The organism is Aeromonas sp. R6-1 (genome assembly GCF_040908165.1).
Lineage (GTDB): Bacteria > Pseudomonadota > Gammaproteobacteria > Enterobacterales > Aeromonadaceae > Aeromonas > Aeromonas caviae.
The window spans coordinates 18,901-40,709 of the sequence record NZ_JBFODF010000026.1 but is presented as its reverse complement, the minus strand read 5'-3'; the positions used below and the strand labels follow the sequence as shown (position 1 = coordinate 40,709).

The 21,809-nt window shown below is 59.4% G+C and carries 25 protein-coding genes; 17 read left to right on the top strand and 8 right to left on the bottom strand.

Annotation, left to right across the window (positions count from 1 at the left end; genetic code table 11):
• Positions 1–51 precede the first annotated feature (51 nt).
• Both AB5Y68_RS06515 and AB5Y68_RS06510 read left to right on the top strand, forming a co-directional pair.
• Positions 52–3,573: a pilus assembly protein gene (locus AB5Y68_RS06515; RefSeq protein WP_080769992.1), complete on the top strand. Its 3,522-nt coding sequence runs from the start codon at positions 52–54 to the stop codon at positions 3,571–3,573.
• A complete protein-coding gene (locus AB5Y68_RS06510) occupies positions 3,570–3,854 on the top strand; it encodes a TapY2 family type IVa secretion system protein (protein WP_039039995.1) in 285 nt (94 codons plus the stop codon). The genes AB5Y68_RS06515 and AB5Y68_RS06510 overlap by 4 nt, the downstream gene beginning before the upstream one ends.
• Before the next feature lie 13 nt (positions 3,855–3,867).
• Here the strand turns inward: AB5Y68_RS06510 and AB5Y68_RS06505 are convergent, their stop codons facing one another.
• Entirely contained in the window at positions 3,868–4,371 is a 504-nt protein-coding gene (locus tag AB5Y68_RS06505; protein WP_010673109.1) for a GspH/FimT family pseudopilin, read from the bottom strand.
• 137 nt (positions 4,372–4,508) lie between these two features.
• On the opposite strand from AB5Y68_RS06505, the gene AB5Y68_RS06500 reads away from it, so the two are divergent.
• From AB5Y68_RS06500 to luxS, 4 genes are read left to right on the top strand one after another with little or no spacing between them, the layout of a single operon-like run.
• The gene (locus AB5Y68_RS06500) at positions 4,509–6,131 is read left to right on the top strand and encodes an NAD+ synthase (RefSeq protein WP_039039996.1); all 1,623 of its coding nucleotides are present in this window, start codon (positions 4,509–4,511) and stop codon (positions 6,129–6,131) included.
• A 9-nt stretch (positions 6,132–6,140) separates the two neighbouring features.
• Positions 6,141–6,479, top strand: coding sequence for a nitrogen regulatory protein P-II (gene glnB, locus AB5Y68_RS06495; RefSeq protein WP_005308848.1), 339 nt, complete (start codon positions 6,141–6,143; stop codon positions 6,477–6,479).
• A 46-nt stretch (positions 6,480–6,525) separates the two neighbouring features.
• Positions 6,526–7,128, top strand: coding sequence for a transglycosylase SLT domain-containing protein (locus AB5Y68_RS06490; protein WP_039039997.1), 603 nt, complete (start codon positions 6,526–6,528; stop codon positions 7,126–7,128).
• A gap of 18 nt (positions 7,129–7,146) precedes the next feature.
• Positions 7,147–7,656, top strand: a complete 510-nt coding sequence (gene luxS, locus AB5Y68_RS06485) for an S-ribosylhomocysteine lyase (RefSeq protein ID WP_010673112.1) — start codon at positions 7,147–7,149, stop codon at positions 7,654–7,656.
• A 61-nt stretch (positions 7,657–7,717) separates the two neighbouring features.
• Here the strand turns inward: luxS and AB5Y68_RS06480 are convergent, their stop codons facing one another.
• Positions 7,718–8,740: a GGDEF domain-containing protein gene (locus tag AB5Y68_RS06480; RefSeq protein WP_010673113.1), complete on the bottom strand. Its 1,023-nt coding sequence runs from the start codon at positions 8,738–8,740 to the stop codon at positions 7,718–7,720.
• 133 nt (positions 8,741–8,873) lie between these two features.
• Here AB5Y68_RS06480 and rnr point away from each other — a divergent pair, with 133 nt between their 5' ends.
• The 4 genes from rnr (at position 8,874) to AB5Y68_RS06460 (ending at position 13,197) form a co-directional block, all read left to right on the top strand.
• On the top strand, positions 8,874–11,267 hold the full coding sequence (rnr, locus tag AB5Y68_RS06475) for a ribonuclease R (protein ID WP_010673114.1): 2,394 nt from the start codon (positions 8,874–8,876) through the stop codon (positions 11,265–11,267).
• Positions 11,264–12,013, top strand: a complete 750-nt coding sequence (rlmB, locus tag AB5Y68_RS06470; RefSeq protein ID WP_010673115.1) for a 23S rRNA (guanosine(2251)-2'-O)-methyltransferase RlmB — start codon at positions 11,264–11,266, stop codon at positions 12,011–12,013. The genes rnr and rlmB overlap by 4 nt, the downstream gene beginning before the upstream one ends.
• Before the next feature lie 7 nt (positions 12,014–12,020).
• Positions 12,021–12,590, top strand: coding sequence for a Crp/Fnr family transcriptional regulator (locus tag AB5Y68_RS06465; protein ID WP_039039998.1), 570 nt, complete (start codon positions 12,021–12,023; stop codon positions 12,588–12,590).
• 151 nt (positions 12,591–12,741) lie between these two features.
• Positions 12,742–13,197 (top strand): GNAT family N-acetyltransferase, encoded by a 456-nt coding sequence (locus tag AB5Y68_RS06460; RefSeq protein WP_039039999.1) that lies wholly within the window; start codon positions 12,742–12,744, stop codon positions 13,195–13,197.
• 186 nt (positions 13,198–13,383) lie between these two features.
• Here the strand turns inward: AB5Y68_RS06460 and AB5Y68_RS06455 are convergent, their stop codons facing one another.
• Both AB5Y68_RS06455 and AB5Y68_RS06450 read right to left on the bottom strand, forming a co-directional pair.
• Positions 13,384–14,232 (bottom strand): hypothetical protein, encoded by an 849-nt coding sequence (locus AB5Y68_RS06455; RefSeq protein ID WP_039040000.1) that lies wholly within the window; start codon positions 14,230–14,232, stop codon positions 13,384–13,386.
• Positions 14,233–14,332: 100 nt separating this feature from the next.
• On the bottom strand, positions 14,333–15,556 hold the full coding sequence (locus AB5Y68_RS06450) for an Nramp family divalent metal transporter (RefSeq protein WP_039040001.1): 1,224 nt from the start codon (positions 15,554–15,556) through the stop codon (positions 14,333–14,335).
• A gap of 236 nt (positions 15,557–15,792) precedes the next feature.
• On the opposite strand from AB5Y68_RS06450, the gene rpsF reads away from it, so the two are divergent.
• The 4 genes from rpsF (at position 15,793) to AB5Y68_RS06430 (ending at position 17,786) form a co-directional block, all read left to right on the top strand.
• Positions 15,793–16,179, top strand: coding sequence for a 30S ribosomal protein S6 (gene rpsF / locus AB5Y68_RS06445; protein ID WP_005331771.1), 387 nt, complete (start codon positions 15,793–15,795; stop codon positions 16,177–16,179).
• Positions 16,180–16,211: 32 nt separating this feature from the next.
• Positions 16,212–16,442 carry a 30S ribosomal protein S18 gene (gene rpsR, locus AB5Y68_RS06440; RefSeq protein WP_005313392.1) on the top strand — a complete coding sequence of 77 codons (231 nt, stop codon included), beginning with the start codon at positions 16,212–16,214 and terminating at the stop codon, positions 16,440–16,442.
• Between the two features lie 52 nt (positions 16,443–16,494).
• Positions 16,495–16,941, top strand: coding sequence for a 50S ribosomal protein L9 (gene rplI, locus AB5Y68_RS06435; protein WP_010673120.1), 447 nt, complete (start codon positions 16,495–16,497; stop codon positions 16,939–16,941).
• A 101-nt stretch (positions 16,942–17,042) separates the two neighbouring features.
• Positions 17,043–17,786: a ferredoxin--NADP reductase gene (locus tag AB5Y68_RS06430; protein WP_039040002.1), complete on the top strand. Its 744-nt coding sequence runs from the start codon at positions 17,043–17,045 to the stop codon at positions 17,784–17,786.
• 54 nt (positions 17,787–17,840) lie between these two features.
• Here the strand turns inward: AB5Y68_RS06430 and AB5Y68_RS06425 are convergent, their stop codons facing one another.
• Both AB5Y68_RS06425 and AB5Y68_RS06420 read right to left on the bottom strand, forming a co-directional pair.
• Positions 17,841–18,170, bottom strand: coding sequence for a hypothetical protein (locus tag AB5Y68_RS06425; RefSeq protein ID WP_029313799.1), 330 nt, complete (start codon positions 18,168–18,170; stop codon positions 17,841–17,843).
• 40 nt (positions 18,171–18,210) lie between these two features.
• Positions 18,211–18,489, bottom strand: coding sequence for a hypothetical protein (locus tag AB5Y68_RS06420; RefSeq protein ID WP_050485177.1), 279 nt, complete (start codon positions 18,487–18,489; stop codon positions 18,211–18,213).
• 246 nt (positions 18,490–18,735) lie between these two features.
• Here AB5Y68_RS06420 and AB5Y68_RS06415 point away from each other — a divergent pair, with 246 nt between their 5' ends.
• Positions 18,736–19,731 (top strand): hypothetical protein, encoded by a 996-nt coding sequence (locus AB5Y68_RS06415; RefSeq protein WP_039040004.1) that lies wholly within the window; start codon positions 18,736–18,738, stop codon positions 19,729–19,731.
• A 7-nt stretch (positions 19,732–19,738) separates the two neighbouring features.
• Here the strand turns inward: AB5Y68_RS06415 and fos are convergent, their stop codons facing one another.
• The gene (fos, locus tag AB5Y68_RS06410; RefSeq protein ID WP_039040005.1) at positions 19,739–20,140 is read right to left on the bottom strand and encodes a fosfomycin resistance glutathione transferase; all 402 of its coding nucleotides are present in this window, start codon (positions 20,138–20,140) and stop codon (positions 19,739–19,741) included.
• A 29-nt stretch (positions 20,141–20,169) separates the two neighbouring features.
• Entirely contained in the window at positions 20,170–20,337 is a 168-nt protein-coding gene (locus AB5Y68_RS06405; protein ID WP_005308905.1) for a hypothetical protein, read from the bottom strand.
• Positions 20,338–20,393: 56 nt separating this feature from the next.
• Between AB5Y68_RS06405 and AB5Y68_RS06400 the strand changes: the two genes are divergently transcribed.
• Together AB5Y68_RS06400 and AB5Y68_RS06395 are read left to right on the top strand one after the other, a co-directional pair.
• On the top strand, positions 20,394–21,368 hold the full coding sequence (locus tag AB5Y68_RS06400; protein ID WP_052258830.1) for an NADP-dependent oxidoreductase: 975 nt from the start codon (positions 20,394–20,396) through the stop codon (positions 21,366–21,368).
• A complete protein-coding gene (locus tag AB5Y68_RS06395; protein ID WP_029313803.1) occupies positions 21,365–21,802 on the top strand; it encodes a YqaA family protein in 438 nt (145 codons plus the stop codon). Before AB5Y68_RS06400 ends, AB5Y68_RS06395 begins: the two co-directional genes overlap by 4 nt.
• The last annotated feature ends 7 nt before the right edge of the window (positions 21,803–21,809 follow it).

The following is a 21,809-nucleotide window of genomic DNA, read 5'->3' as shown; positions in this document are numbered from 1 at the left end:
TGGTTACAACGATTCGGTTCAATTTTATGCTGGTGCAGTCTTGTTTTTGGCATGACGTCAACACGAGCCGATGACACCGAGCTTTTTATATACGACTTTAATAAGGCTGGTGATTTCAGACCTAAAGTGCTGTTGATATTTGATAACTCCGGCAGTATGGCTGACACCATGGAACAGATAAAGGAAGCTTATAATCCAGCGACTGTCTATCCAGCCTTGAGCAATGATCCCGACAAAAGCAATACTAAACGATATATCTATTTTTCAACCGATGGGAGCATTCCCGCTATTAATAGCAACAAGCGTTTCTCTGACAAACTGAACGCTTGTGCCACCTCCAAGGGACCTCTTGCAAGTATCGGTTATTTTCAGTCGCAAGTCTGGACTTATGAAGTGACAAGTGGCAACCCTCCGGGGAGAGGGAGGGGAAGCTGGTATTCAATTAGTGGTTATCAGGAAAACAACATCGACTTGGTCGATTGCAAGCAGGATGTGACCGCAAATAACCCTGCCAACCCATACACAGGTACTTGGAGTGTTGGCACCGGGTATCCGGTCAATAAAACCAGCAATAATCAAGGCTCATGGTTTTATACAGCGGCAACAAGAGACTCTGTTAATGCCAGCAATACGGCCGTGGTGCTTTATTCTGCCAACTATATCAGGTGGTATTACGGGCCTACGGGTTACTCTATAGAATCCCGGCTGCGTATTGCCAAAGATGCAGTCAAAGGATTGATATCATCTGCCCCCGGGGTTGATTTTGGTCTGGCTATTTTCAACAGGAATGACAGTAGCAGTACCAATGGCGGCAGAGTTGTCCGGGATATTCTGGGTAGCGAGATTACGTTGTCGAATGGCAAGACCGGAGAACAAGACCTGCTCGACAGGGTCGAAGGACTGACTGCCAGTACCAACACACCATTATGCGAGACGTTGAGTGAGGCGTATCGCTTCTTCGGGGGACGAAGCGTTGTTTATGGCTTGCAAGGAGGCACGAGAGATACGACCGCCGAAAGCCCGACAGGTACCTATCAAGCCCCCTATGACAACTGCTCAAACAACGGTTACGTCATATACATCACCGATGGAGAGCCGACTCAGGATGGGGATGCCAATACCTTTGTCCAGGGATTGATAAATACATTGTCCAGCGATGAAAAAGCGGCTTATGGCACTACCGTTACTTATGGGTCAGGGAACAGGTCCAGCAGCTATCTGGCCGCATTGGCGGGTTATATGAAACACAAGGATGTGAATGCCGTTTCCCCTGGTACCCAGACAGTCACGACCTTTACCGTCGGGTTTGGTGACGAGGCGATAAGCGGGGCCGGTAATTTGCTTGCTGAAACTGCCCGTCGTGGTGGCGGCGTTTATTATCCGGCAACCAACGCCTCTGCCTTGAGTGATGCGTTGAAGGCATCGCTGCTGGCGATCCTGCGGATCAATACCTCGCTGGTGTCCCCCGCCATTGCCAGCAACAACTTTGACCGGACACGCAGTCTCAACAACATCTATTACGCCATGTTTGAGCCGGATGATGGTCCCAGATGGCGGGGCAATCTGAAAAAACTGATCTTTTCTCCTGACGGTTATGTGGCTGACAGCCGGGGACTGCCTGCTATCAAGTTTGATGGCACCATCATCGACAGTGCCCAGACTTTCTGGTCATCCGGCCGTGACGGGAACGTTGTGGCCGAAGGTGGGGCGCAAGAGATGTTGGCGGGGAAAAGCAACCGCAGCCTCTATGTCATCAACAATGCCCAGAACCGTCTCGATCAGCTGACCAAGGCAAATCTGGTAACGCAGGCTGGCAGTGAAGCCGCGCTCATGACCTTCATGCAGGCAGTTACGACGACTGAACTCGATTCCCTGATCAACTGGACCAAGGGGTTGGATGTCGACGATGAGGACTTTGATACATCAACCCTGATCCGCGCCCATATCATGGGTGACCCCCTGCACTCACGTCCCCTGGTGCTGAACTATGGCCCGCAATCCGGTAACCCGACGGATGCACCGGACTTGCGTATTCTGTTTGGGACCAATGCCGGTTTCCTGCATATGTTCAAGGACATGGGGAGCACCATAGACGAAAGCTGGGCGGCGATACCTTATGAGTTCATGGCCAATCAGAAGGCGCTGCGTCTCAATGCGGAATCAGCCGAACATATCTACGGTGTTGACTCTTCTCCGGTGGCCCTTATCAAAGATGCCAATCGCAACGGGGTGCTGAAATCCTCGGAGAGCGATTTTGTATGGGTATTCACCGGCTTGAGGAGCGGCGGCAAAGCCTATTATGCATTCAACGTTTCCAGCCCGGATACGCCGACACTGAAATGGCGTCTGAACAGTCTGACGACTGGTTTTGGTGAGCTGGGGCTGACCTGGTCGGTGCCGGAAGTCGCGTTTGTGCCGGGAGTCAGTGATCCCGTGCTTATCTTTGCTGGCGGTTATGACGTGAACAAGAGCGTACTGGGATTGGGAACCAGTGACAGCATGGGGAGAGGTATCTACATCGTCAATGCCGATACTGGGGCGCTGATATTCAGTGCGACCCCTGCTGCGACTTCAACCAGCAACCTCAGAGTCACGGGGATGACCGACAGTATGCCCGGGTCGGTAGCTACGCTGGACAGCGATGGTGATGGCAAAGTCGATCGCATCTATGTGGGTGATACGGGGGGCAATATCTGGCGCATGGATCTCCCGGGCACCAACAAATCTGACTGGAGCGTCTTCAAATTTGCCAGCCTGGGGTCGGATGTCACTCAAGCCGATGATCGCCGTTTCTTCACCCAGCCTATCGTGGTGCGTACCATCAACAAGCAGGTCACCCGCACCGTTGTGGGAGGGAATGTGGTCTACTCCTATCAGGATCGTCCCTTTGATGCAGTGCTGATTGGGAGTGGAGACCGCAATCGCCCCTCATCGGAAGCGACTGTCCGCAATGGCTATTTCATGTTGCGTGATTATGATGTCGTGCCGCGTGCCGCCAATGCGCAGGCGAGAAGCCCCATCTTGATTACTGACCTTTATGATGTGACCTCTGATCCTTTGTCTGCCCAGACAAACACGGATGGAATATTGGCGACCAAGGCGGGAATTACCACTGCCAAAGGGTGGGTCAATTGGTTGAACGAACCGGGTGAGAAATCCATGGGGGCCGGGGTCGTACTTCAGGGCAAGCTTTACTTCACCTCGTTCCTGCCGCAAGTGCAGTCGTTCCAGCAATGCACCATTCAATCCATCGGGGCTGCACGCCAATACATGGTAGACATGCATTATGGCAGTTCCTTCCGTTATGTGGTTGATCTTGAAGGCAACCAGACACCTGAGCGTTATGTCGAAGTACAGAACAAGGTTGCCGACGATTTGGTGGTGCATGCAGGAGACGATGCCAAGATCCGCATTATTGGAGGCGGTGTCGGGGAAGAGGTCATCCTGAAAGATGAAGGGGATGGTGAGCCTGAGCGTTGTACCGGAGCGGGAGAGTGCAACCAGGGGGCAGAGGAGGCTGAGATGGATATGTCGCCCAAGAAAATTTACCTCTACGAAGGAGAGGCGCAATGAAAACACGCAGCGGGGTGTTGGGTTTGTGCCTCTTGTTATCCGGGTCCGTCTTGGCAGATGACATAAAATGTTATGTCGAGTTGGTTAACGGCCAGAAGGTTGTCCTGCACGGTACTGTGGCAGACAGCACGCCAAAGGCGGTGCAGGATAAATTCAAACAAAGAGGATACGAGGTGGATGGTGCGGTACAGCCTGTGAAGAAAATCCTGGAATGCCGCACTGCGGAGGAAAATTTCCAGTCAAAAGAGGGTCAGCAACAGGATGCCCGTCAACTGCGATAGCGAAGGACTTCATTCAGAGGCAGATATTTGCCTGGGTAGATTGGGTGGTGCGGCCGGAGGGAGAGATGACCAGATTTATCTGGGCATTTCCTGAACGACACAGCGTGATGGTGGCATTGGTACCCAGGCTGGTGCCATCAGGGCTGAAGGTAGTGGACGTTCGATTGTTTGCAGCAGTCAGCGAGTCAGATAGCTGAGGGCTTCTTGCCAGAATCTGCTCACCGTTATTGAAAATGTCATTGCCATTACCGTCGACGAAAACGAGGAATTGGGTCGGATTGGCGGTGACACAATTGTCACTGGCATTGGCAAGGCACACAGTGACAGATTGCTGGTTGTCGATGGCTTGGCTACGAGCAAAACGCAGATATTTCAAGAGTGTGCGAGATTCAAATTTCAAGGCATTCTCATTGAGCAGGCTCGACATGGCCGGTGCACCAATACCAAGCAAGATGACCCCCAGACTGACGGCGATCATCAGTTCCAGCAGGGTGAATCCTTTCTCGTCCTTGATCATGGCAATATCTCCCTCGATTAGTTACATCTTATCTCCAGACAGCCAGAACACCAGCGCAAAGCCCAAGTGTTGAGCTGGCACAGCCAGCGCCTTTTCTTTATCATTCCCCATCATTTTCGAATTCAAGATGCATCGCCATGGCAAAAGCCCTCTCTCTGATGCTTGCCCAGTTAAATCTGACGGTAGGCGCCATCGAAGATAACTGTGACAAGGTACTGGCGGCAGCAGCCCTGGCCGATCAGCAAGGGGCCGATCTGCTGGTTTGCTCCGAGCTGGCCCTGACAGGATACCCGCCTGAGGATCTGCTGCTGCGCGCCGACCTGATGATCCGGGTCGAGGCCGCTCTGTCCCGCATCGCGGCATGGCAGGGACAATGTGCCATTCTGGTAGGCCATCCCTGGCGCGAAGAGGGGGCGCTTTACAATACGGCGTCTCTCTATGAGCGCGGTCAACTGCGGGCACGTTATTTCAAACAGGACTTGCCCAACTACGGGGTGTTCGACGAGAAGCGCTACTTCACTGCGGCGACCGATACCTGTGTGGTGCCGTTCCGTGGCCATCAGTTGGGCTTGCTCATCTGCGAAGATCTCTGGCAGCCGGGGCCGGCGCTGGCCGCCAAGGCGGCGGGAGCCGAGCTGCTGCTCACCATCAATGCCTCTCCTTATGATCAGGAAAAACCCTGGATCCGCCGCGAGCTGATGGCGGAGCGCTGCGATCAGACCGGTCTGCCGCTCATCTACCTCAATCAGGTATGCGGCCAGGACGAGCTGATCTTCGACGGCTGCTCCAAGGTGTTCAACAGCCAGGGCGAGCTGACCCACAAGCTGGCCCCCTTTGCCGAAGAGCTGGCGCTGGTGCGCTTTGCCGATGGTCAGCCGGTGAAGGAGCGGGAACCCGCCGCACCGCTGGAGCCGTTGGCCGAGACCTATCAGGCGCTGGTGCTGGCGGTGCGCGACTACGTCACCAAGAACGGGTTCCACGGCGCCGTGCTGGGCCTCTCCGGCGGTATCGACTCGGCACTGACCCTGGCCATCGCAGCCGATGCCATCGGCGCCGACAAGGTGCAGGCGGTGATGATGCCGTTCCGCTACACCGCCCAGATGAGCGTGGAAGATGCCAAGGAGCAGGCCGAGCGGATGGGGGTGGAGTTCAACATCATCTCCATCGAGCCCATGTTCGAGGGCTTTATGGCCCAGCTGGCACCGCTGTTTGAAGGGACTGCCCGCGACACCACTGAAGAGAACCTGCAGGCCCGCTGCCGTGGTGTGCTGTTGATGGCGCTCTCCAACAAGCGTCGCCGTATCGTGCTGACTACCGGCAACAAGAGTGAAATGGCGGTCGGCTACGCCACTCTGTACGGCGACATGGCCGGAGGCTTCGACGTGCTGAAAGATGTGCCCAAGACGCTTGTTTTCAAGCTGTGCGAATACCGCAATTCCGTCGATTATGTGATCCCGCAGCGGGTCATCGACCGCCCGCCTTCGGCAGAATTGGCGCCGGACCAGGTGGATCAGGACAGCCTACCCCCCTATGACATTCTGGATGCCATCCTCAAGCGCTACGTGGAAGAGGATGCGTCTGTCGCCGACATGGTGGCGGAAGGTTTCGAAGAGGCGGTGGTACGCAAGGTGATCCGCCTGGTGGATCTCAACGAATACAAGCGCCGTCAGGCCGCCGTCGGCCCTCGCATCACGGCTCGCAACTTTGGTAAGGACCGCCGTTATCCCATCACGTCCGGGTTCGGCAAACAGAACTGGTAAGGAGTCACCATGAAGAAGATTGAAGCCATCATCAAACCGTTCAAGCTGGACGATGTGCGCGAGGCCCTGGCCGAGATCGGCATCAACGGCATGACAGTGTCCGAGGTCAAGGGGTTCGGCCGCCAGAAGGGCCATACCGAGCTCTATCGCGGTGCCGAGTACATGGTCGACTTCCTGCCTAAGGTCAAGGTGGAGCTGGTGGTGCAGGACGAGGATCTCGATGCCTGCCTGGAAGCCATCCAGAACACAGCGCGTACCGGCAAGATCGGTGATGGCAAGATCTTCGTCTGCGAGGTGGAGCGCGTCATTCGTATTCGTACTGGTGAAGAGAACGAAGACGCGATCTGATGTGGTGGATGTGCCCTGTGATGAACAGCAAGAGTCTGTCGTTCTGATGTCGTTGTACCGTATCGGGGTCGTGGCGGCGTGCTTGATGGCACTCACCGCGTGCAGCACCCGGCCGCCGGCCCAGCCGGAAAACCTGTGCCAGATCTTTCGGGAGAAACCCGAATGGCACGAGGCGGCGCTCAAGATGAACAAGAAGTGGGGGACACCTGTCCAGGTAGTGATGGCCATGATGTACCAGGAATCTTCCTTCGTGCATGATGCCCAGCCGCCGATGCAGTATTTCCTCTTCATCCCCACCGGGCGGGCCAGTTCAGCCTACGGCTATGCCCAGGTGAAAGACGAAACCTGGGCCGACTATCAGCGGGAAACCGGCAACGGCTGGAGCGATCGCGACGACTTTGCCGACGCCATCGATTTCATGGGCTGGTACACTCACAAGGCACAGCGGCTCAACGGCACGTCCAAGTGGGATGCCTATGGCCAGTATCTCAATTATCACGAAGGCTGGGGGGGCTACCGACGTGGCAGCTACCGCAGCAAGGGATGGCTGATGAAGGTCTCCCGCAAGGTGGAGGCCCGTGCCCAGCGCTACGGTGCCCAGTATCGACAATGCAAGGATCAGCTCTCCAGCGGGGGCTGGTTCTGGTAACCAAATCAGGAGTCAGAAATGCCGTTATTGGACAGTTTTACCGTCGACCATACCCGCATGGCCGCCCCGGCAGTGCGGGTGGCGAAGACCATGCAGACCCCGAACAAGGACACCATCACCGTGTTCGACCTGCGTTTCTGCGTGCCGAACGAGGAGATCCTCTCCGAGCGTGGCATCCATACTCTGGAGCATCTGTTTGCCGGCTTCATGCGTGATCATCTCAATGGGAATGGGGTGGAGATCATCGACATCTCTCCCATGGGTTGCCGCACCGGCTTCTACATGAGCCTGATCGGTGCGCCGGATGAAGCCCGTGTTGGCGCTGCCTGGCAGGCCGCCATGAGCGACGTGCTGACCGTGCAGGATCAGGGCAAGATCCCCGAGCTGAACGAATACCAGTGCGGTACTTACAGCATGCATTCGCTGGAAGAGGCCCATGCCATCGCCCGCCATGTGCTGGAGCGCGGTATCGGTGTCAACCACAATGACGAGCTGGCCCTGCCGGAAGAGAAGCTGAAAAGCCTCTGATCCCGATAAGGGAAGCATGAAAAAGGCCGGTCAATGACCGGCCTTTTTGCATCTGGTGGGATCAGGAGGGCAGTGGCATCACCCGATTGCGTCCCAGCTCCTTGGCCTTGTAGAGCAGCTTGTCGGTACGCTCGATCAGGGTGTCTGCCGTCTCCTGGGGGATGTATTCCCCCACGCCGAACGAGGCGGTGATGTGATCGATGCGTCGCCCGGATTTGCGATCCAGAATCGACATCCGCTCGATGACGCGACGCAGGCTCTCGGCCATCTGGCGGGTCAGTGCCAGGGCGCGGTTTGGCACCAAGAGGGCAAACTCCTCACCCCCCAGGCGATAGGCGGTTATGCCCTCCTTGCTGGCCTCTCGCAGCCGCTTGCCGACGATGCGCAGCACCTGGTCCCCCAGCAGATGTCCATATTCGTCGTTGAAGTTCTTGAAGCGATCTATATCGGTCAGGATCAGGGAGAAGGGCTGCTTGCTGCGGATGAGGCTGTCCATCTCGAGATCGAAGGCGCGTCGATTGAGCAGAGACGTGAGCGGGTCCTCGGTGGCCAGCTTCCTCGTCTCGTTCAGGGCCTGTTTCAGCTCCTTGATCTCTTTCTCGGCGCTGCTGAGCTGGTTGCGAAAGTGGAGGGTGGACATGCGTACGTCGCGCGACTCGCGCACGAGATCCCGCAGGATCCCCATGGTGTCTTCCAGGCTGAGCCCCTCGTCGTCTATCTTGCTCAGCTTGTCGAAACTCTTGTCGAGCATCTCCTGAAACAGCCCGGTATCGGAGATGGCATCCTGCATCGAGTGACTCAGCTCGCTGGCCATGGCCGCCAGGTTGAGTTTCATCGCCTCGATCTGCTGCTCGTCCTGGGCCGCAAGGTGCTGGTGGTAGAGACGCTCGCAGGTGGTCAGGGAGAAGGTTCCCTGCTGCTTTATCGCCTGATCGACGGCATGGTTGAGTTCGGGCATGTCGCCGGAGACGTAGCTGTACCAAAGGTGATAGTTGTTCGGCGTGGTGGGAATTTGATACTTGATCATCAGGGGAACCGCCTGTTTCAAATAGGCGGCAGATTGGGCGAACGAGTCCTTGCTCATGAGTTCCGAGTCTCACATACCTGCAAACTGTGTCCAGTATGACAGAGAGAATGGCCAAAAGGCAGTCGATGGATGCCATTAGCTCCCCCCTCCGATATAATGTCTGCGTTATTACCTACCCTAAGGCCTGCTTATGTCTCAAAAAGATCCTTTCCTCCAACGCGAGGCCGAAAAATACGAAAACCCCATCGCCAGTCGCGAGATGCTGCTGGAGCTCATCAAGGGCCATGAGAAACCCATGTCCCGGGAAGAGCTGGCCAAGGTCCTCAAGCTGACCGATGAAGAGCCGTTGGAAGCCTTGCGACGTCGCCTGCGCGCCATGGAGCGCGACGGGCAGCTCGTGTTCACCCGCAACCAATGTTACGCCCTGCCGGATCGCCTGAATCTGGTCAAAGGCTATGTGCTTGGCCACAAAGATGGATTCGGTTTTCTGCGCCCCGAGGGTGGTGGAGCGGATCTCTTCCTGAACAACCGCGAGATGCAGCGCCTGATGCATGGCGACTATGCCCTGGTGCAGCCGACCGAGATCGATCGCAAGGGTCGTCAGGAAGCGCGTCTGGTGCGCCTGCTCAAATCCCGGGAGGCGGACATCGTCGGTCGTTACTTCGTCGAGAACGGCGTCGGTTTCGTGGTACCCGATGACAGCCGCATCGGCCAGGACATCATCATCCCGGAAGGGGAGAACAAGGGGGCTCGCCAGAGCCAGGTTGTAGTCGTGCGCATCAACCAGCGCGCCACTGCCCGCTTCAATGCGGTCGGTACCGTCTTGGAAGTCCTGGGTGAGAACATGGCGCCCGGCATGGAGATCGAGATCGCCCTGCGTACCCACGGCATTCCGCACACCTGGCCGGAAGAGGTGACCAAAGAGGTCGCCGGTCTCGGCGAGCAGGTGCCGGAGAAGGCCAAAGAGGGTCGCATCGACCTGCGCGCCCTGCCGCTGGTGACCATCGACGGGGAAGACGCCCGCGACTTCGATGACGCTGTCTTCTGTGAAGCCAAGCGTGGAGGCGGCTGGCGCCTGTGGGTCGCCATCGCGGACGTTTCTGCCTATGTGAAACCGGGCACGGCCCTCGACACCGAAGCCTATCAGCGCGGCAACTCGGTCTATTTCCCCGAGTTCGTGGTGCCCATGCTGCCGGAGGTGCTCTCCAACGGTCTGTGTTCCCTGAACCCGCAGGTCGACCGGCTCTGCATGGTGTGCGAGATGACCATCTCCGCCGCCGGCCGCATGTCCGGCTACAAGTTCTACGAAGCGGTAATGAACTCCCACGCTCGCCTGACCTACACCAAGGTAGCGGCGATCCTTGACGGGGATCCCAAGCTGCGTCAGCAGTATGATCCGCTGGTGGGCCACATCGAGGAGCTGAGCAACCTCTACAAGGCGCTCAAGCATGCTCGCCATCAACGCGGTGCGGTGGAGTTCGAAAGCGAGGAGACCCGCTTCATCTTCAACGCCCAGCGCAAGATCGACCGTATCGTACCGCTGGTGCGCAATGACGCCCACAAGATCATCGAAGAGTGCATGATCCAGGCGAACGTGGCTGCCGCCCGCTACATCGAGAAGAACGAGGCCGCCGCCCTGTTCCGGGTGCACGACCGCCCGGGCGAGGAGCGTCTGACCGGCTTCCGTGACTTCCTGGCCGAACTGGGTCTGGAGCTCAAGGGGGGCCTGGAGCCCGAGCCGAAGGACTTTGCCGACCTGGCCGCCAAATTCGAAGGGCGCCCGGATGCGGAATTGCTCTCCACCATGCTGCTGCGCTCCATGCGTCAGGCCATCTATCAGGCCGACAACATCGGTCACTTCGGCTTGGCCTTGAAGTCCTACGCTCACTTCACCTCGCCAATCCGTCGTTACCCGGATCTCATCCTGCACCGGGCGATCAAGTACCAGACCGCCAAGGAGCAGCAGGGCAACCTGCGCCACAAGTGGACGCCGAGCGGTGGCTACCACTACCAGCTGGAAGAAGTGGACCCCATGGGCGAGCACTGCTCCATGACGGAGCGCCGTGCCGATGATGCCACCCGCGACGTGGCAGACTGGCTCAAGTGCGAGTACATGCTGGATCACGTGGGTGACGAGTTTGACGGCGTCATCGCCAGCGTCACCGGTTTTGGCTTCTTCGTGCGTCTGGCGGAGATCCACATCGACGGTCTGGTGCACGTCAGCACCCTCACCAACGACTACTACCAGTTCGACCCCCTGCACCAGCAGCTGATCGGCGAGAACTTCCGCCGTCGCTACCGTCTGGGTGACAAGGTGCGGGTCAAGGTGATGGGCGTGAACCTGGACGATCGCAAGATCGACTTCGTGATGGTGGAAGAGCCCCTCAAGGCCACCGGCAAGAACGCCAAGGAGATGGCGCGCAAGCAGGCCGAGATCAAGAAAGAGAAGGCCAAGAGCGCCCAGCGCCACGAGAAACGCAAAGAGGGCAAGGAGAGCGGTAAATCCGACAAGGGTGGCCGTGCCAAGCCCAGCAACAGACGACCGAGCAAAAAGGCTCGCGACAAGGCCAAGAGCACTAAATGAGTACTGAACTGATCTACGGCATTCACGCCGTCTCCGCGCTGCTGGAGCGCACCCCCGAGCGCTTCATCGAGGTGTGGGCTCTCAAGGGCCGCGATGACGAGCGGCTGCATCCCCTGCTGGCCGAGCTGGAGTCCCTCGGTATCAGGGTGCAGAGCGTGAACCGCAAGACGCTGGATGACAAGGCGGAAGGCAACAATCACCAGGGCATCATGGCCAAGGTGATTGAAGCGCCCAAGCTGGCCGAGCACGACCTGGCCAGCCTGCTGGACGATCTGGCGGCGCAAGAGACAGCGCCCTTCCTGCTGGTACTGGACGGGGTGACCGATCCGCACAATCTCGGTGCCTGTCTGCGCAGTGCCGATGCGGCCGGGGTGCATGCGGTGATCGTGCCGCGGGACAAGGCCACAGGCCTCACGTCCGTGGTGCGCAAGGTCGCCTGTGGCGCCGCCGAAGTGGTGCCGCTCATCCAGGTCACCAACCTGGCCCGCAGCCTGCGCGAGCTGCAGGAGCGCGGCGTCTGGATCGTCGGCACCGCCGGCGAGGCGGATCACGATCTCTATCAGGCCAAACTCACCGGCCCCATGGCGTTGGTGATGGGGGCCGAAGGCAAGGGGATGCGCCGCCTGACCCGCGAACATTGCGACGAGCTGGTGAGCATCCCCATGGCGGGGGCTGTCTCCAGCCTCAACGTCTCGGTGGCGAGCGGTGTCTGCCTGTTCGAAGCCGTGCGCCAGCGCCGCGTCTGACAAGACGATGACCGACAGACCCCCCTTTGTCTGGGAACGGGTTGCAGATGAGCAGGAGGCCGAGCGCCTCCTCTCTTTTGCCCGCTCCCTGACCTTGCCCCCTCGCACCTGCCTCTGGCATGCCGGTGACAGTCCGGCGCTGCTGGTTAGGGTGGAAGAAGGGTTGCTGCGGGCCAAGGTGGTGCTGGCGGATGGCCGCGAGTACATCAAGGAGTTCTATTGGGAGGGGGACGAGTTTATCGACTTCCACCACCTGCTCAGTGGTGAGCCCGCCCGCTACAGCGTGGAGGCGCTGGAGCCTTGCCGGCTGCAGCTTCTTCCGCTGGCGGATCTGCGCCGACTCCCTTGCTGGCCCGCCTGGTATCACCATCTCCTTGAAGTGCAACTGCGCATCAAGGAGGAGAAAGAGCTGTTGTTGCTGACCGGGGGCCCAGAGGCGCGCTATCAGCATTTTCTGCGAAGCTTCCCCGCGCTGGATGCCAGGGTTCCGGATCACCAGATTGCCGCCTATCTGGGGATCACCCCCATCAGCCTGAGCCGCATCCGCAGGCGGCTGAAAACGCGCGATCAGGGTTGAGCCAGAAGGGATTGCCGATGAACCTGGGCAGAGATCGGCTCTTTGTCGACCATGTCCGCATTGGATGAGAAGGGGGCCAACTTAACCAAGGTTAATGCCCCTCGTCGGGAGCAAGATTATGCTGTCAGACCCCATTAAACAGGAGTCATTCATGAACTGGAGTATGAAATCCTGGTCCGAGCTGACCACTGATGAATTGTATGAGCTGCTTGCCCTGCGCGCCGAGGTGTTCGTGGTGGAGCAGACCTGCCCTTTCCAGGATCTGGACGGGCTCGATCGCCGCGAAGGGGTCTGGCACCTGCTCGGCTATCAGGGCGATCTGCTGGCCGCCTATGCCCGCATCATGGCACCCGGCATTGGTGATGGCAGCGGCGCCGCCATCGGCCGTGTGGTCACCTCTCCCACGTCGCGGGGGGGCGGACTGGGTCACCGCCTGCTGGCGCAAGCGGTCAGAGAGTGCGAGGCTCGCTGGCCTGCACACAGCATCTGGCTCGGTGCACAGGCCCACCTGCAAGGTTTTTACGGCCAGCATGGTTTCGTGGCCGAAGGGGAAGGGTATCTGGAAGATGACATCCCTCACATGGGGATGCGAAGGGAGCCTACCTGACATCGTCAGGCGCCAGGAAAGGGGCAAGTGGCCCCTCATCCGTGGTGCATTGCATGGTTTTTTGCTACCCCGTGGCCATGGGGTAGCAGCCCGGGGTGAGATACCGCCGCGCTGATCTGCCTGCGGTCTCTCTGTCGGGACACCGCCCCGGTCAGGGCGGTGCGACATCAGGAAGGCTGTGGTGGTTCAGGGAGTGACCCGGGTGGTGAGGGTAAATCCCTCTTCACTGGAGGCCAGCGTCACCTGAACCTGGCCCAACTCGGTCAGAGTGCTTACATGGGTGCCGCCACAGGGAATGGTGATCTCCTGACCGTCCAGCATGCCATGCCAGTAGCGGGAATCGATGATGGCATCACCGGCCCGGCTGCGGCGGATCTCGCCTCCCTCTTTGAGCCAGCGCATCAGCTGCTCGTTGACCTGGAGCGCTATCCTGTCGAGGTCGGCCAGCAATGCCTCGCTGTTGATTCCCTTTTTCCGAAGGCTCTTGCCGATCCGGTACTGCTCCTTTGATCCTCTGGGCTCGACCCGGGAGTGCTGGATGGCGAGGCGGTCGAAATCCGGCTGCCCGAGAGCGTCCAGCTCGCTTGTCTCCTTTCGCCAATAGGGCGTGAGCGCCCGATTGAGGGCCAGTGCCACCAGGTGGCAGGCGCTGTGGCCCAGGCTCAGGGCATGGCGTGCCTCGGCATCCACCGTCAGTTCCACAGGCGAGCCAATGGCAAGGTGATGGGAACCGGCGAGGGGATGCACCACCACGAAAGCCCACCCATCCGCCCCCCGCTTGACCGGAATCTCCGTATCCACGAACAGCTCGCCCTCGGGACTGATGGCGCCCATGCGGCAGGGGCCCACGGCCGCTTCCCCCTCTTCCCAGCGCACTGTGCCCACGTCACCGGGTTGATCGGGCCAGAGGTGGCTCTGGGGATGAAAGGGGGTGAGGTCGGTGACCAGCAGGGTCGGATCCCCCTGTTTGCAACAGACGACGCTGGCCTGTTCCTGATGGTGGCCCAGTACGAAGCTGGCTCGGGTATGTTCCATGGCAGGGCTCCCGCAACGAGATGATGAGAAGAGAAAGGGGCAGCATACGCGAAAGTGCGAAGAGGCTCATCAACCCGGGTCAATGAGCCTCAAGATGGCGTTAGAGGGTGGTGACCAGCAGATAGGCGTTGAGGCCGATCACCAGCGCGACGATGAGGCGACCGACTGCCTGGGTCAGAGGATGGTTGCGATGTGCCCCCATCAGGGCGCGATCGCCGGTCAGGATCAGCAGCGGAATGAGGGCGAGGGCAATGCCGAAGCTCAGCACTACCTGGCTCAGCACCAGAATTTCCGTGGTGTTGAGGCCCATGGCGATCACCACGAAGGCGGGAGCCATGGTGATGGCTCGGCGCAGCCAGAGCGGAATGGTGAAGCGCACGAAGCCCTGCATCACCACTTGCCCCGCCAGCGTCCCGACCACGGTGGAGGAGATGCCGGAGGCGACCAGGGAGAGGCCGAACAGGGTGGCGGCTGCCGGTCCCAGCAGGGGCGTGAGGGTCTGGTAGGCCGATTCCAGCTCGGCCACCTGCTGGTTGCCGGAGCTGTGGAAGGCGGCTGCCGCCATGGCCATCATGGCCAGGTTGACGAAGCCGGCGATGGTCATGGCGATGGCCACGTCGACCCGGGTGCTGTGCAGTCGCTGGGCCACCGTGCCCTGCTCATGGGTGTGCTGGGTCAGGGCCGAGTGGAGATAGATGACATGGGGCATCACGGTGGCACCTAGCACACCGGCGGCAAGATAGACAGCATCACCATTGGGGAGGCCGGGGAAGAGTGCCCCTTCCAGCAGACTCGGCAGATGGGGGCGCGAGAAGATCAGCTCGACGATGTAGGCGGCGGCCACGAACAGCAGCAGGCCCCCCACCACGAACTCCAGCGGCTTCTGGCCGCGGGATTGCAACATCAGGATCCCCCAGGTGACCACGGCGGTGATGCAGGCCCCTTCCAGCAGGGTGATGCCGAGCAGCAGTTTGAAGCCGACCGCAGCGCCGATGAACTCGGCGAGATCGGTGGCCATGGCGATGATCTCGGCCTGCACCCAATAGGCCCAGACTGCGGGCCTGGGCAGACGATCACGAATGTGTTCCGCCAGGTTCTTGCCAGTGACGATACCGAGCTTGGCCGAGAGGGTCTGCACCAGCATGGCCATCAGGTTGGCCCACACCACTACCCACAGCAGTTGATAGCCGAAGGTGGAGCCGGCCTGGATATTGGTCGCAAAATTGCCCGGGTCGATATAACCGATGGCGGCGATGAAGGCGGGGCCGAGCAGGGTCAGCTTGAATTTGCGGGCCGGGATGGCCGTGGTGAGCGCAGGTTGCATACTGTCATCCTCCGTGGGGATATGAGGAGAGTATGGATCTAAATGATAATTGTTATCAATTAAAGTTTTGTATCGGGCTCATCGAGAAAAACATCTTGCTTCGCCAGTTGCAGTGGGAGAGGTGATTTCGTACAATACGCCGCCCTAGAAAGCAGCGTCTAAACATCACTATGTTCCTTGCCTCCGAGGTCTGGCTGCACCTGGGCGGAGGCTGAATTAATCCGTAAGGAGCTAAAATGCGTCATTACGAAATCGTCTTCATGGTTCATCCGGACCAGAGCGAGCAAGTACCTGGCATGATCGAGCGTTACACCGGCGCTATCACCACCGCTGGTGGTACCATTCATCGCCTGGAAGATTGGGGCCGTCGTCAACTGGCTTACCCGATCGACAAGCTGCACAAGGCTCACTACGTTCTGATGAACGTAGAAGCTGAACAGGCCGTTATCGATGAGCTGGAAACCAACTTCCGCTTCAACGATGCCGTTATCCGCAACATGATCATGCGCACCAAGCACGCCGTGACTGAAGTTTCTCCGATGGCCAAGGCCAAGGAAGAGCGCTTCACCCGTCGTGACGACGAGCGTCGCGAAGATGCTGTTGAAGCGTCTTCCGAAGAGTAATTCTTAGATCACCGCATTAGAGGATAAAGGCCATGGCACGTTATTTCCGTCGTCGTAAGTTCTGCCGCTTCACCGCCGAGAACGTTACCGAGATCGACTACAAAGATATCGTTACTCTGAAAAACTACGTCACTGAATCTGGCAAGATCGTACCGAGCCGTATCACCGGTACCCGCGCCAAGTATCAGCGTCAGCTGGCACGCGCCATCAAGCGTGCTCGTTACCTGGCTCTGCTGCCGTACACCGATCTGCACAACAAGTAAGAATCGGCCCGGCGCTTACGCCTAACTCAACGAAATTTATAGAGGAAAGGTAATGCAAGTTATCCTGCTCGATAAGATCGCCAAACTGGGCGGTCTGGGTGACCAAGTTTCCGTAAAAGCTGGTTATGCCCGTAACTACCTGATCCCGCAAGGCAAAGCTGTTATGGCCACCAAGGCCAACATCGAAGCCTTCGGTGCTCGTCGCGCTGAGCTGGAAGCCAAACTGGCTGCCAACAAGGCTGCTGCCGAAGAGCGCGCTGCCAAGCTGGGTGAGCTGGCTGCCGTTGTCATCGCCTCCAAGTCTGGCGACGAAGGCAAGCTGTTCGGTTCCATCGGTACCCGTGACGTGGCTGAAGCCATCACTGCTGCCGGCGTAGCCGTTGCCAAGAGCGAAGTCCGCATGGGCAACGTTCTGCGTAACACCGGTGAGTACGAAGTTGTTGTTCAGCTGCACGCTGACGTCAAAGCAACCGTACAAATCCAGGTTGTTGCTCTGTAATAGCGTTCCGCTCTTGCAGAAAAACCCGCGCACATGCGCGGGTTTTTTATTTTCAGATCAAGGGGTAAAGTGAAGGTCTGTTCCTCTGGAGGAGAACCTTTATGGCTGCCTGGGTCGAAGGTCGGGTCATCGAGCGCATCGAGTGGACACCCACCCTGCTCTCCCTGCGTGTGGAGGCGGAACTTGCCCCCTACAAGGCGGGTCAATTCACCAAGCTGGCCCTGGAGCAGGGTGAGCGTCGAGTCCAGCGTGCCTATTCCTTCGTCAATCCTCCCGGCACGCCCTATCACGAATTCTATCTGGTGGAGATCCCCGGCGGTGAGCTGAGTCCCTCTCTCGGTTCCCTGCAGGTGGGCGACAGCCTGCTGGTGCAGTCCCAGGCCACCGGTTTTCTGACCCTGGATGAGATTCCCCCGGGACGGGATCTCTGGCTGCTCTCAACCGGCACCGCCATCGGCCCCTTCCTCGCCATGCTGGCCGAGGGACAGGTCTTCGACCGCTTCGAGCATCTGGTGCTGGTACACGGGGTGAGAAAAGGGGAAGAGCTCAGCTATCAGCCGCTTATCGCCAGTTTTGCCGAGCAGCATGGCGAGCGTTTTCGCTATGTTCCCTTCGTCAGTCGTGAGACCTGGCCGGGGGCGATGGCAGGGCGTATCCCGGCAGCCATCGTCGATGGCAGCTTGCAGGCGAGGGTGGGGCTGAACTTCTCCCCCGAGTTGAGCCAGGTGATGATCTGCGGCAACCCCGCCATGGTGAAAGAAACCCAGCAGACCCTGCTCGGGCTGGGGCTTGCCAAGAACCTGCGTCGCGCCCCCGGCAATATCAGCATGGAAAACTACTGGTAGGGGAAATGACTCTAGGGGCCACAGGCCCCTCAACCATGTCCATGGGCATGCTGGTCAGTGTTTTTGGTGGCCGTTGCCGCCGTGCTTGTTCCTGGGCTTGTCATGGCCCTGACCCGGGTTGTTGCCACTGTGAATGCTGCGGTTGTAATGGTCGCGGTATTTGCCATCCATGTTGTCGCAGTTGAGCTGGATGCGGCTGGTCCGGGTGCTGACATCCAGGCAGTTGTGCTGCCACCACTCGTACTCCTTGTCGTCCCAATCCAGGCTTACCCGGCCCTGGTCGGTGGAGATCCGGATGTCGTCATCGTGTTTGGAAGGGGGGGCAGCAAAGGCCATTCCCTGAACCAGAAGCAGGGAGAGCAGCAGTGCGCCGCGGGAAGTCATGGTCATGTGGGTCATCGCATCAAGGCCCCTGTCAGGGGGATCATTGATCCGGTTGCGTGCTGATCTGGTTGGTGCTGGGGGGCTGGTTGCGCTGCGTCTCGTCCTCCAGATTGAGGTTGATCCTCTTGCAGTCGGCGGCGGCCGTGTCACCGCTCCCGAGATCGAAGCAGTTGCTCTGGGACCAGTCAAACTGCGTGTCATTCCAGTCCAGATTGAAGGTCAGCGCATCCACGGAGAAGGTCTGGCTCCCTTCGTCCTGTGCCAGGGCGCTACCGGTGATCAGAAAAAGAGAGAGCAACAAAGCCGTCGTTCTGTTCATGATGTCCTCGAGTCGTGTTCGGTGGAAAAGAGTGTAATGCGGCGGGCTTAACCCGAGCATAACCGCAGATGTCCTTCAGGTTCGGGGTCGATTGTAGTGTTTTTCTGCTGCCGATTTGCACGTTTTGGTCGCACTCTGGGCAGCTGATCGTCCATCGGCGGGAATTCGGGGATTTGCCCTTCTCTCCGGGGGAGTGGCGACTATAATCGGCAGCCAACTTTTCCTGCAGATGTTTCCCGTTTCATCATGACTACTCAGGCTTGCGCCGCATTGCGTTACCCCAAGGGATGGTTCGCCCTCACGACAGTCTACAGTTTTACCGGGCTGGCCATTCTGGCTTCCATCGTCTTCTCCCTGCTGCTGTTTCTCTCCATCGACGAAAACCCCCTGATGAAGTGGCTGTTCGGCGGGCTGGCCATCATCTTCGAGCTGGGCAAGTTCTACGTCTGGTACGAGTACGGCGAGTGCAAGGCGAGGCGGGATCTGGGCGGCGCCTTCTGGTCGCTGCTGTTCTACAGCGTGCTGGCCGCCATCTCCATCGGGGGCAGTATCGGCGGCATCAACAGCGCCACCAACACCATCCTGAGCCAGCAGGCGCGTCACGAGCGGGAGATAGCCCGTTTCGACGAGCAGATAGCCAGCATAGAGCGGCAGATCCAGCTCAACGAAGAGGCGGCCCGCAAATACATCGAGATGGCGCGTATCTCGAGCGGCGTCAGCGGTCTGCAGCAGGCCAACACCAAGCTCAGGCTGCGTCAGGACGAGCTGCGCCAGGAGCGGGACGCCAAGCCGCTGGGGGAGCAGTCCTCCATGCTGGGGCTGATGAGCAGTCTGGCGGACGGGGTGGGCATGAGCATCGGCCAGGTGCAGTTCCTGCTGGTTTGCTTCCTGTCTATCCTGCTCGATGCATTTGGTGCCTTTTTCGTCAGCCTGATCGGTGAGGAGAACCGTTTCCGCCGTCAATGGATGTGGCAACGGGAGAAGGCGCAAGCCGAGGCCCGGGTCGCAGCGCCGACCCCGGAGCCGCCAGCCATCAGCAGACCCATGCCCGAGCCAGCCGTGGTCGCCCAGGTGCGCGGCGCGCTGGAGAGCGGCGAGCTCAAATGCAGCAAACGCAAGGTGGCAGAGGCATTGTCACTGTCTCTGGAGGAGGTGGACCGGGTGTTCCAGCATCTGCTGGCGCAGGGCGTGCTGGGGCAGGGCAGCAATCGTCACTACCATCTTCGTGCCGAGCAGGGGTGAATCCGGCTCAGTCGAACCAGATAAGACCCTCATAGGGTTGCTGTCTGAGGGAGGCGAGCCGGCTATCCAGGTTGCCTGCATGGATTTCCAGCCGGTGCCCGTCGGGATCCAGCAGATAGAGTGAATCCCCTTCGCTGCTGTTCTTCTTCCACTCCACGACGCCCGCCGCGCGCAGACGGGCGCAGAAGGCTGGAAACTGTTCAGGCGAGATGCCAAACGCGACATGACTGTAATCTCTGGCCGGTTGGGGAGGATCGCAGGAGAGACAGAGCCAGAGATCGCCGAGGGTGAGATAGGCTCCCCGTGCCCATCTCACCCTAGGGCGACATCCCAGCAAGTCGACATAAAAGGCAACGCTGCTGTCGAGATCGCCGGTTGCCAGCGTGAGATGGTTCAGTCCATGCAGCATCTTCTCTTGTTCCCCCTTGTCCCCGAACCCTAGTGAGTGAGCACCATCATCAGGCTGAGGAAGGCGGCCAGCCCGCCGCCGATGCCGATGATCCAGTAAAAGCCCTTGGCCCCCTGTTTGAGCGGAATGCGGAAGTAGAGCAGAAACGCCCACCACCCCAGGGCCAGCAACAGAGGAATAAGAAACATTCGAGCCATGGTGTCCTCGCTGTTATTCTGTTGACCCTTGATCAATCAACAGGATGGATTGTGCAATGACGCAGCTACAGATTACCGCATTCGGCGACCCCTCGGTACTCAGGCTCAACCCTTCCCTGGACAAGGTGCCAGCCGACGGCGAAGTGCGGGTGCGCATCTGCTTTGCGGGGGTCAACCCCATCGATGCCAAGACCCGGGCCGGTCTCGGCTGGGCGGCCGCCCAGAACAAGGACAACCTGCCCTGGACGCCGGGTTATGACGTGGCCGGTGTGGTGGAAAAGGTGGGGCCCGGCGTGACCTCCCTGGCCGAGGGGGCTCAGGTGTGCGGCATGGTGGGTTTCCCCCTCGCCGCCGGTGCATATGCCGAATCCGTAGTGGCCCGCGAGGAGGAGCTGGTCAAGCTCGATGGGGTGAGCCTCAGGCAGGGAGCGGCCCTGCCGCTGGCGGGTCTCACCGCCTGGCAGGGGCTGCTGGAGCACGGTGGCTTGCGGTCGGGGCATCGGGTACTGATCCTGGCCGGTGCCGGTGGCGTCGGCCACCTGGCGGTGCAGTTTGCCGCCGCCTATGGTGCCCACGTGGTTGCCACGGCAAGCGGCGACAATCACAGCTTCCTTCATAGTCTCGGGGCGAGCCGGATGGTGGATTACCACCAGGCCGGGTGGTGCACCGAGGCGATCACCGATGGTCCGTTCGATCTGGTGCTGGATCTGGTGGGGGGCGAGAGCGGCAAGGCGGCGCTGGCCTGCGTCAAGCCGGGCGGCCGTCTGGTGACGGTCCCCACCATCACGGCCCAGCAGATCAAGGACGCGGGGGCCGAGCTCGGCGTCGAGGTTGTCGGCATGCTGGTCCATCCCGATCGAACGCAGCTGACCCAGATGCTGACGCTGCTTCGCCAGGGGGAGGTGAAGATCACTGTCTCCGGTGAATACACGCTGGCAGAAGGGGCGCTGGCCCATCAGGCCATCGAGCAGGGCCATGTGCGCGGCAAGCTGTTGCTGCGCATGTCCGCCGCAGACGGCCAGCCCGGATGATAGACTTCACCGGGATGGGGCTGGGAGGGCTGTTTCTGAGCGCCTTCACCTCCGCCACCCTGTTGCCCGGCAGCTCGGAAGTGCTGCTGGGCGCCATGGCGGTCAAGGGGGAGTGGAGCATGACCAGCCTGCTTTTCTGGGCGACGCTGGGCAATACCCTGGGTTCCATGACCACCTGGTGGCTCGGCTGGCTCGCCACCCACAAGAAAAAACCGGAAGATTTTCAAGGCCGTGGGGAACAAAAAGCCCTTGGTTGGCTCAAACGTCATGGCCACTGGTGTCTGCTGCTTGCCTGGACGCCTGTGGTCGGCGATGGTCTCTGTCTGCTGGCTGGTTGGCTGCGCCTCTCCTTCTGGCGCTCCCTCATCTTGATCGGGCTCGGCAAATTGCTTCGTTATGCCCTGGTGTTTCTGCTGGCCAGTCAGATCTTCTAGCCCTTTT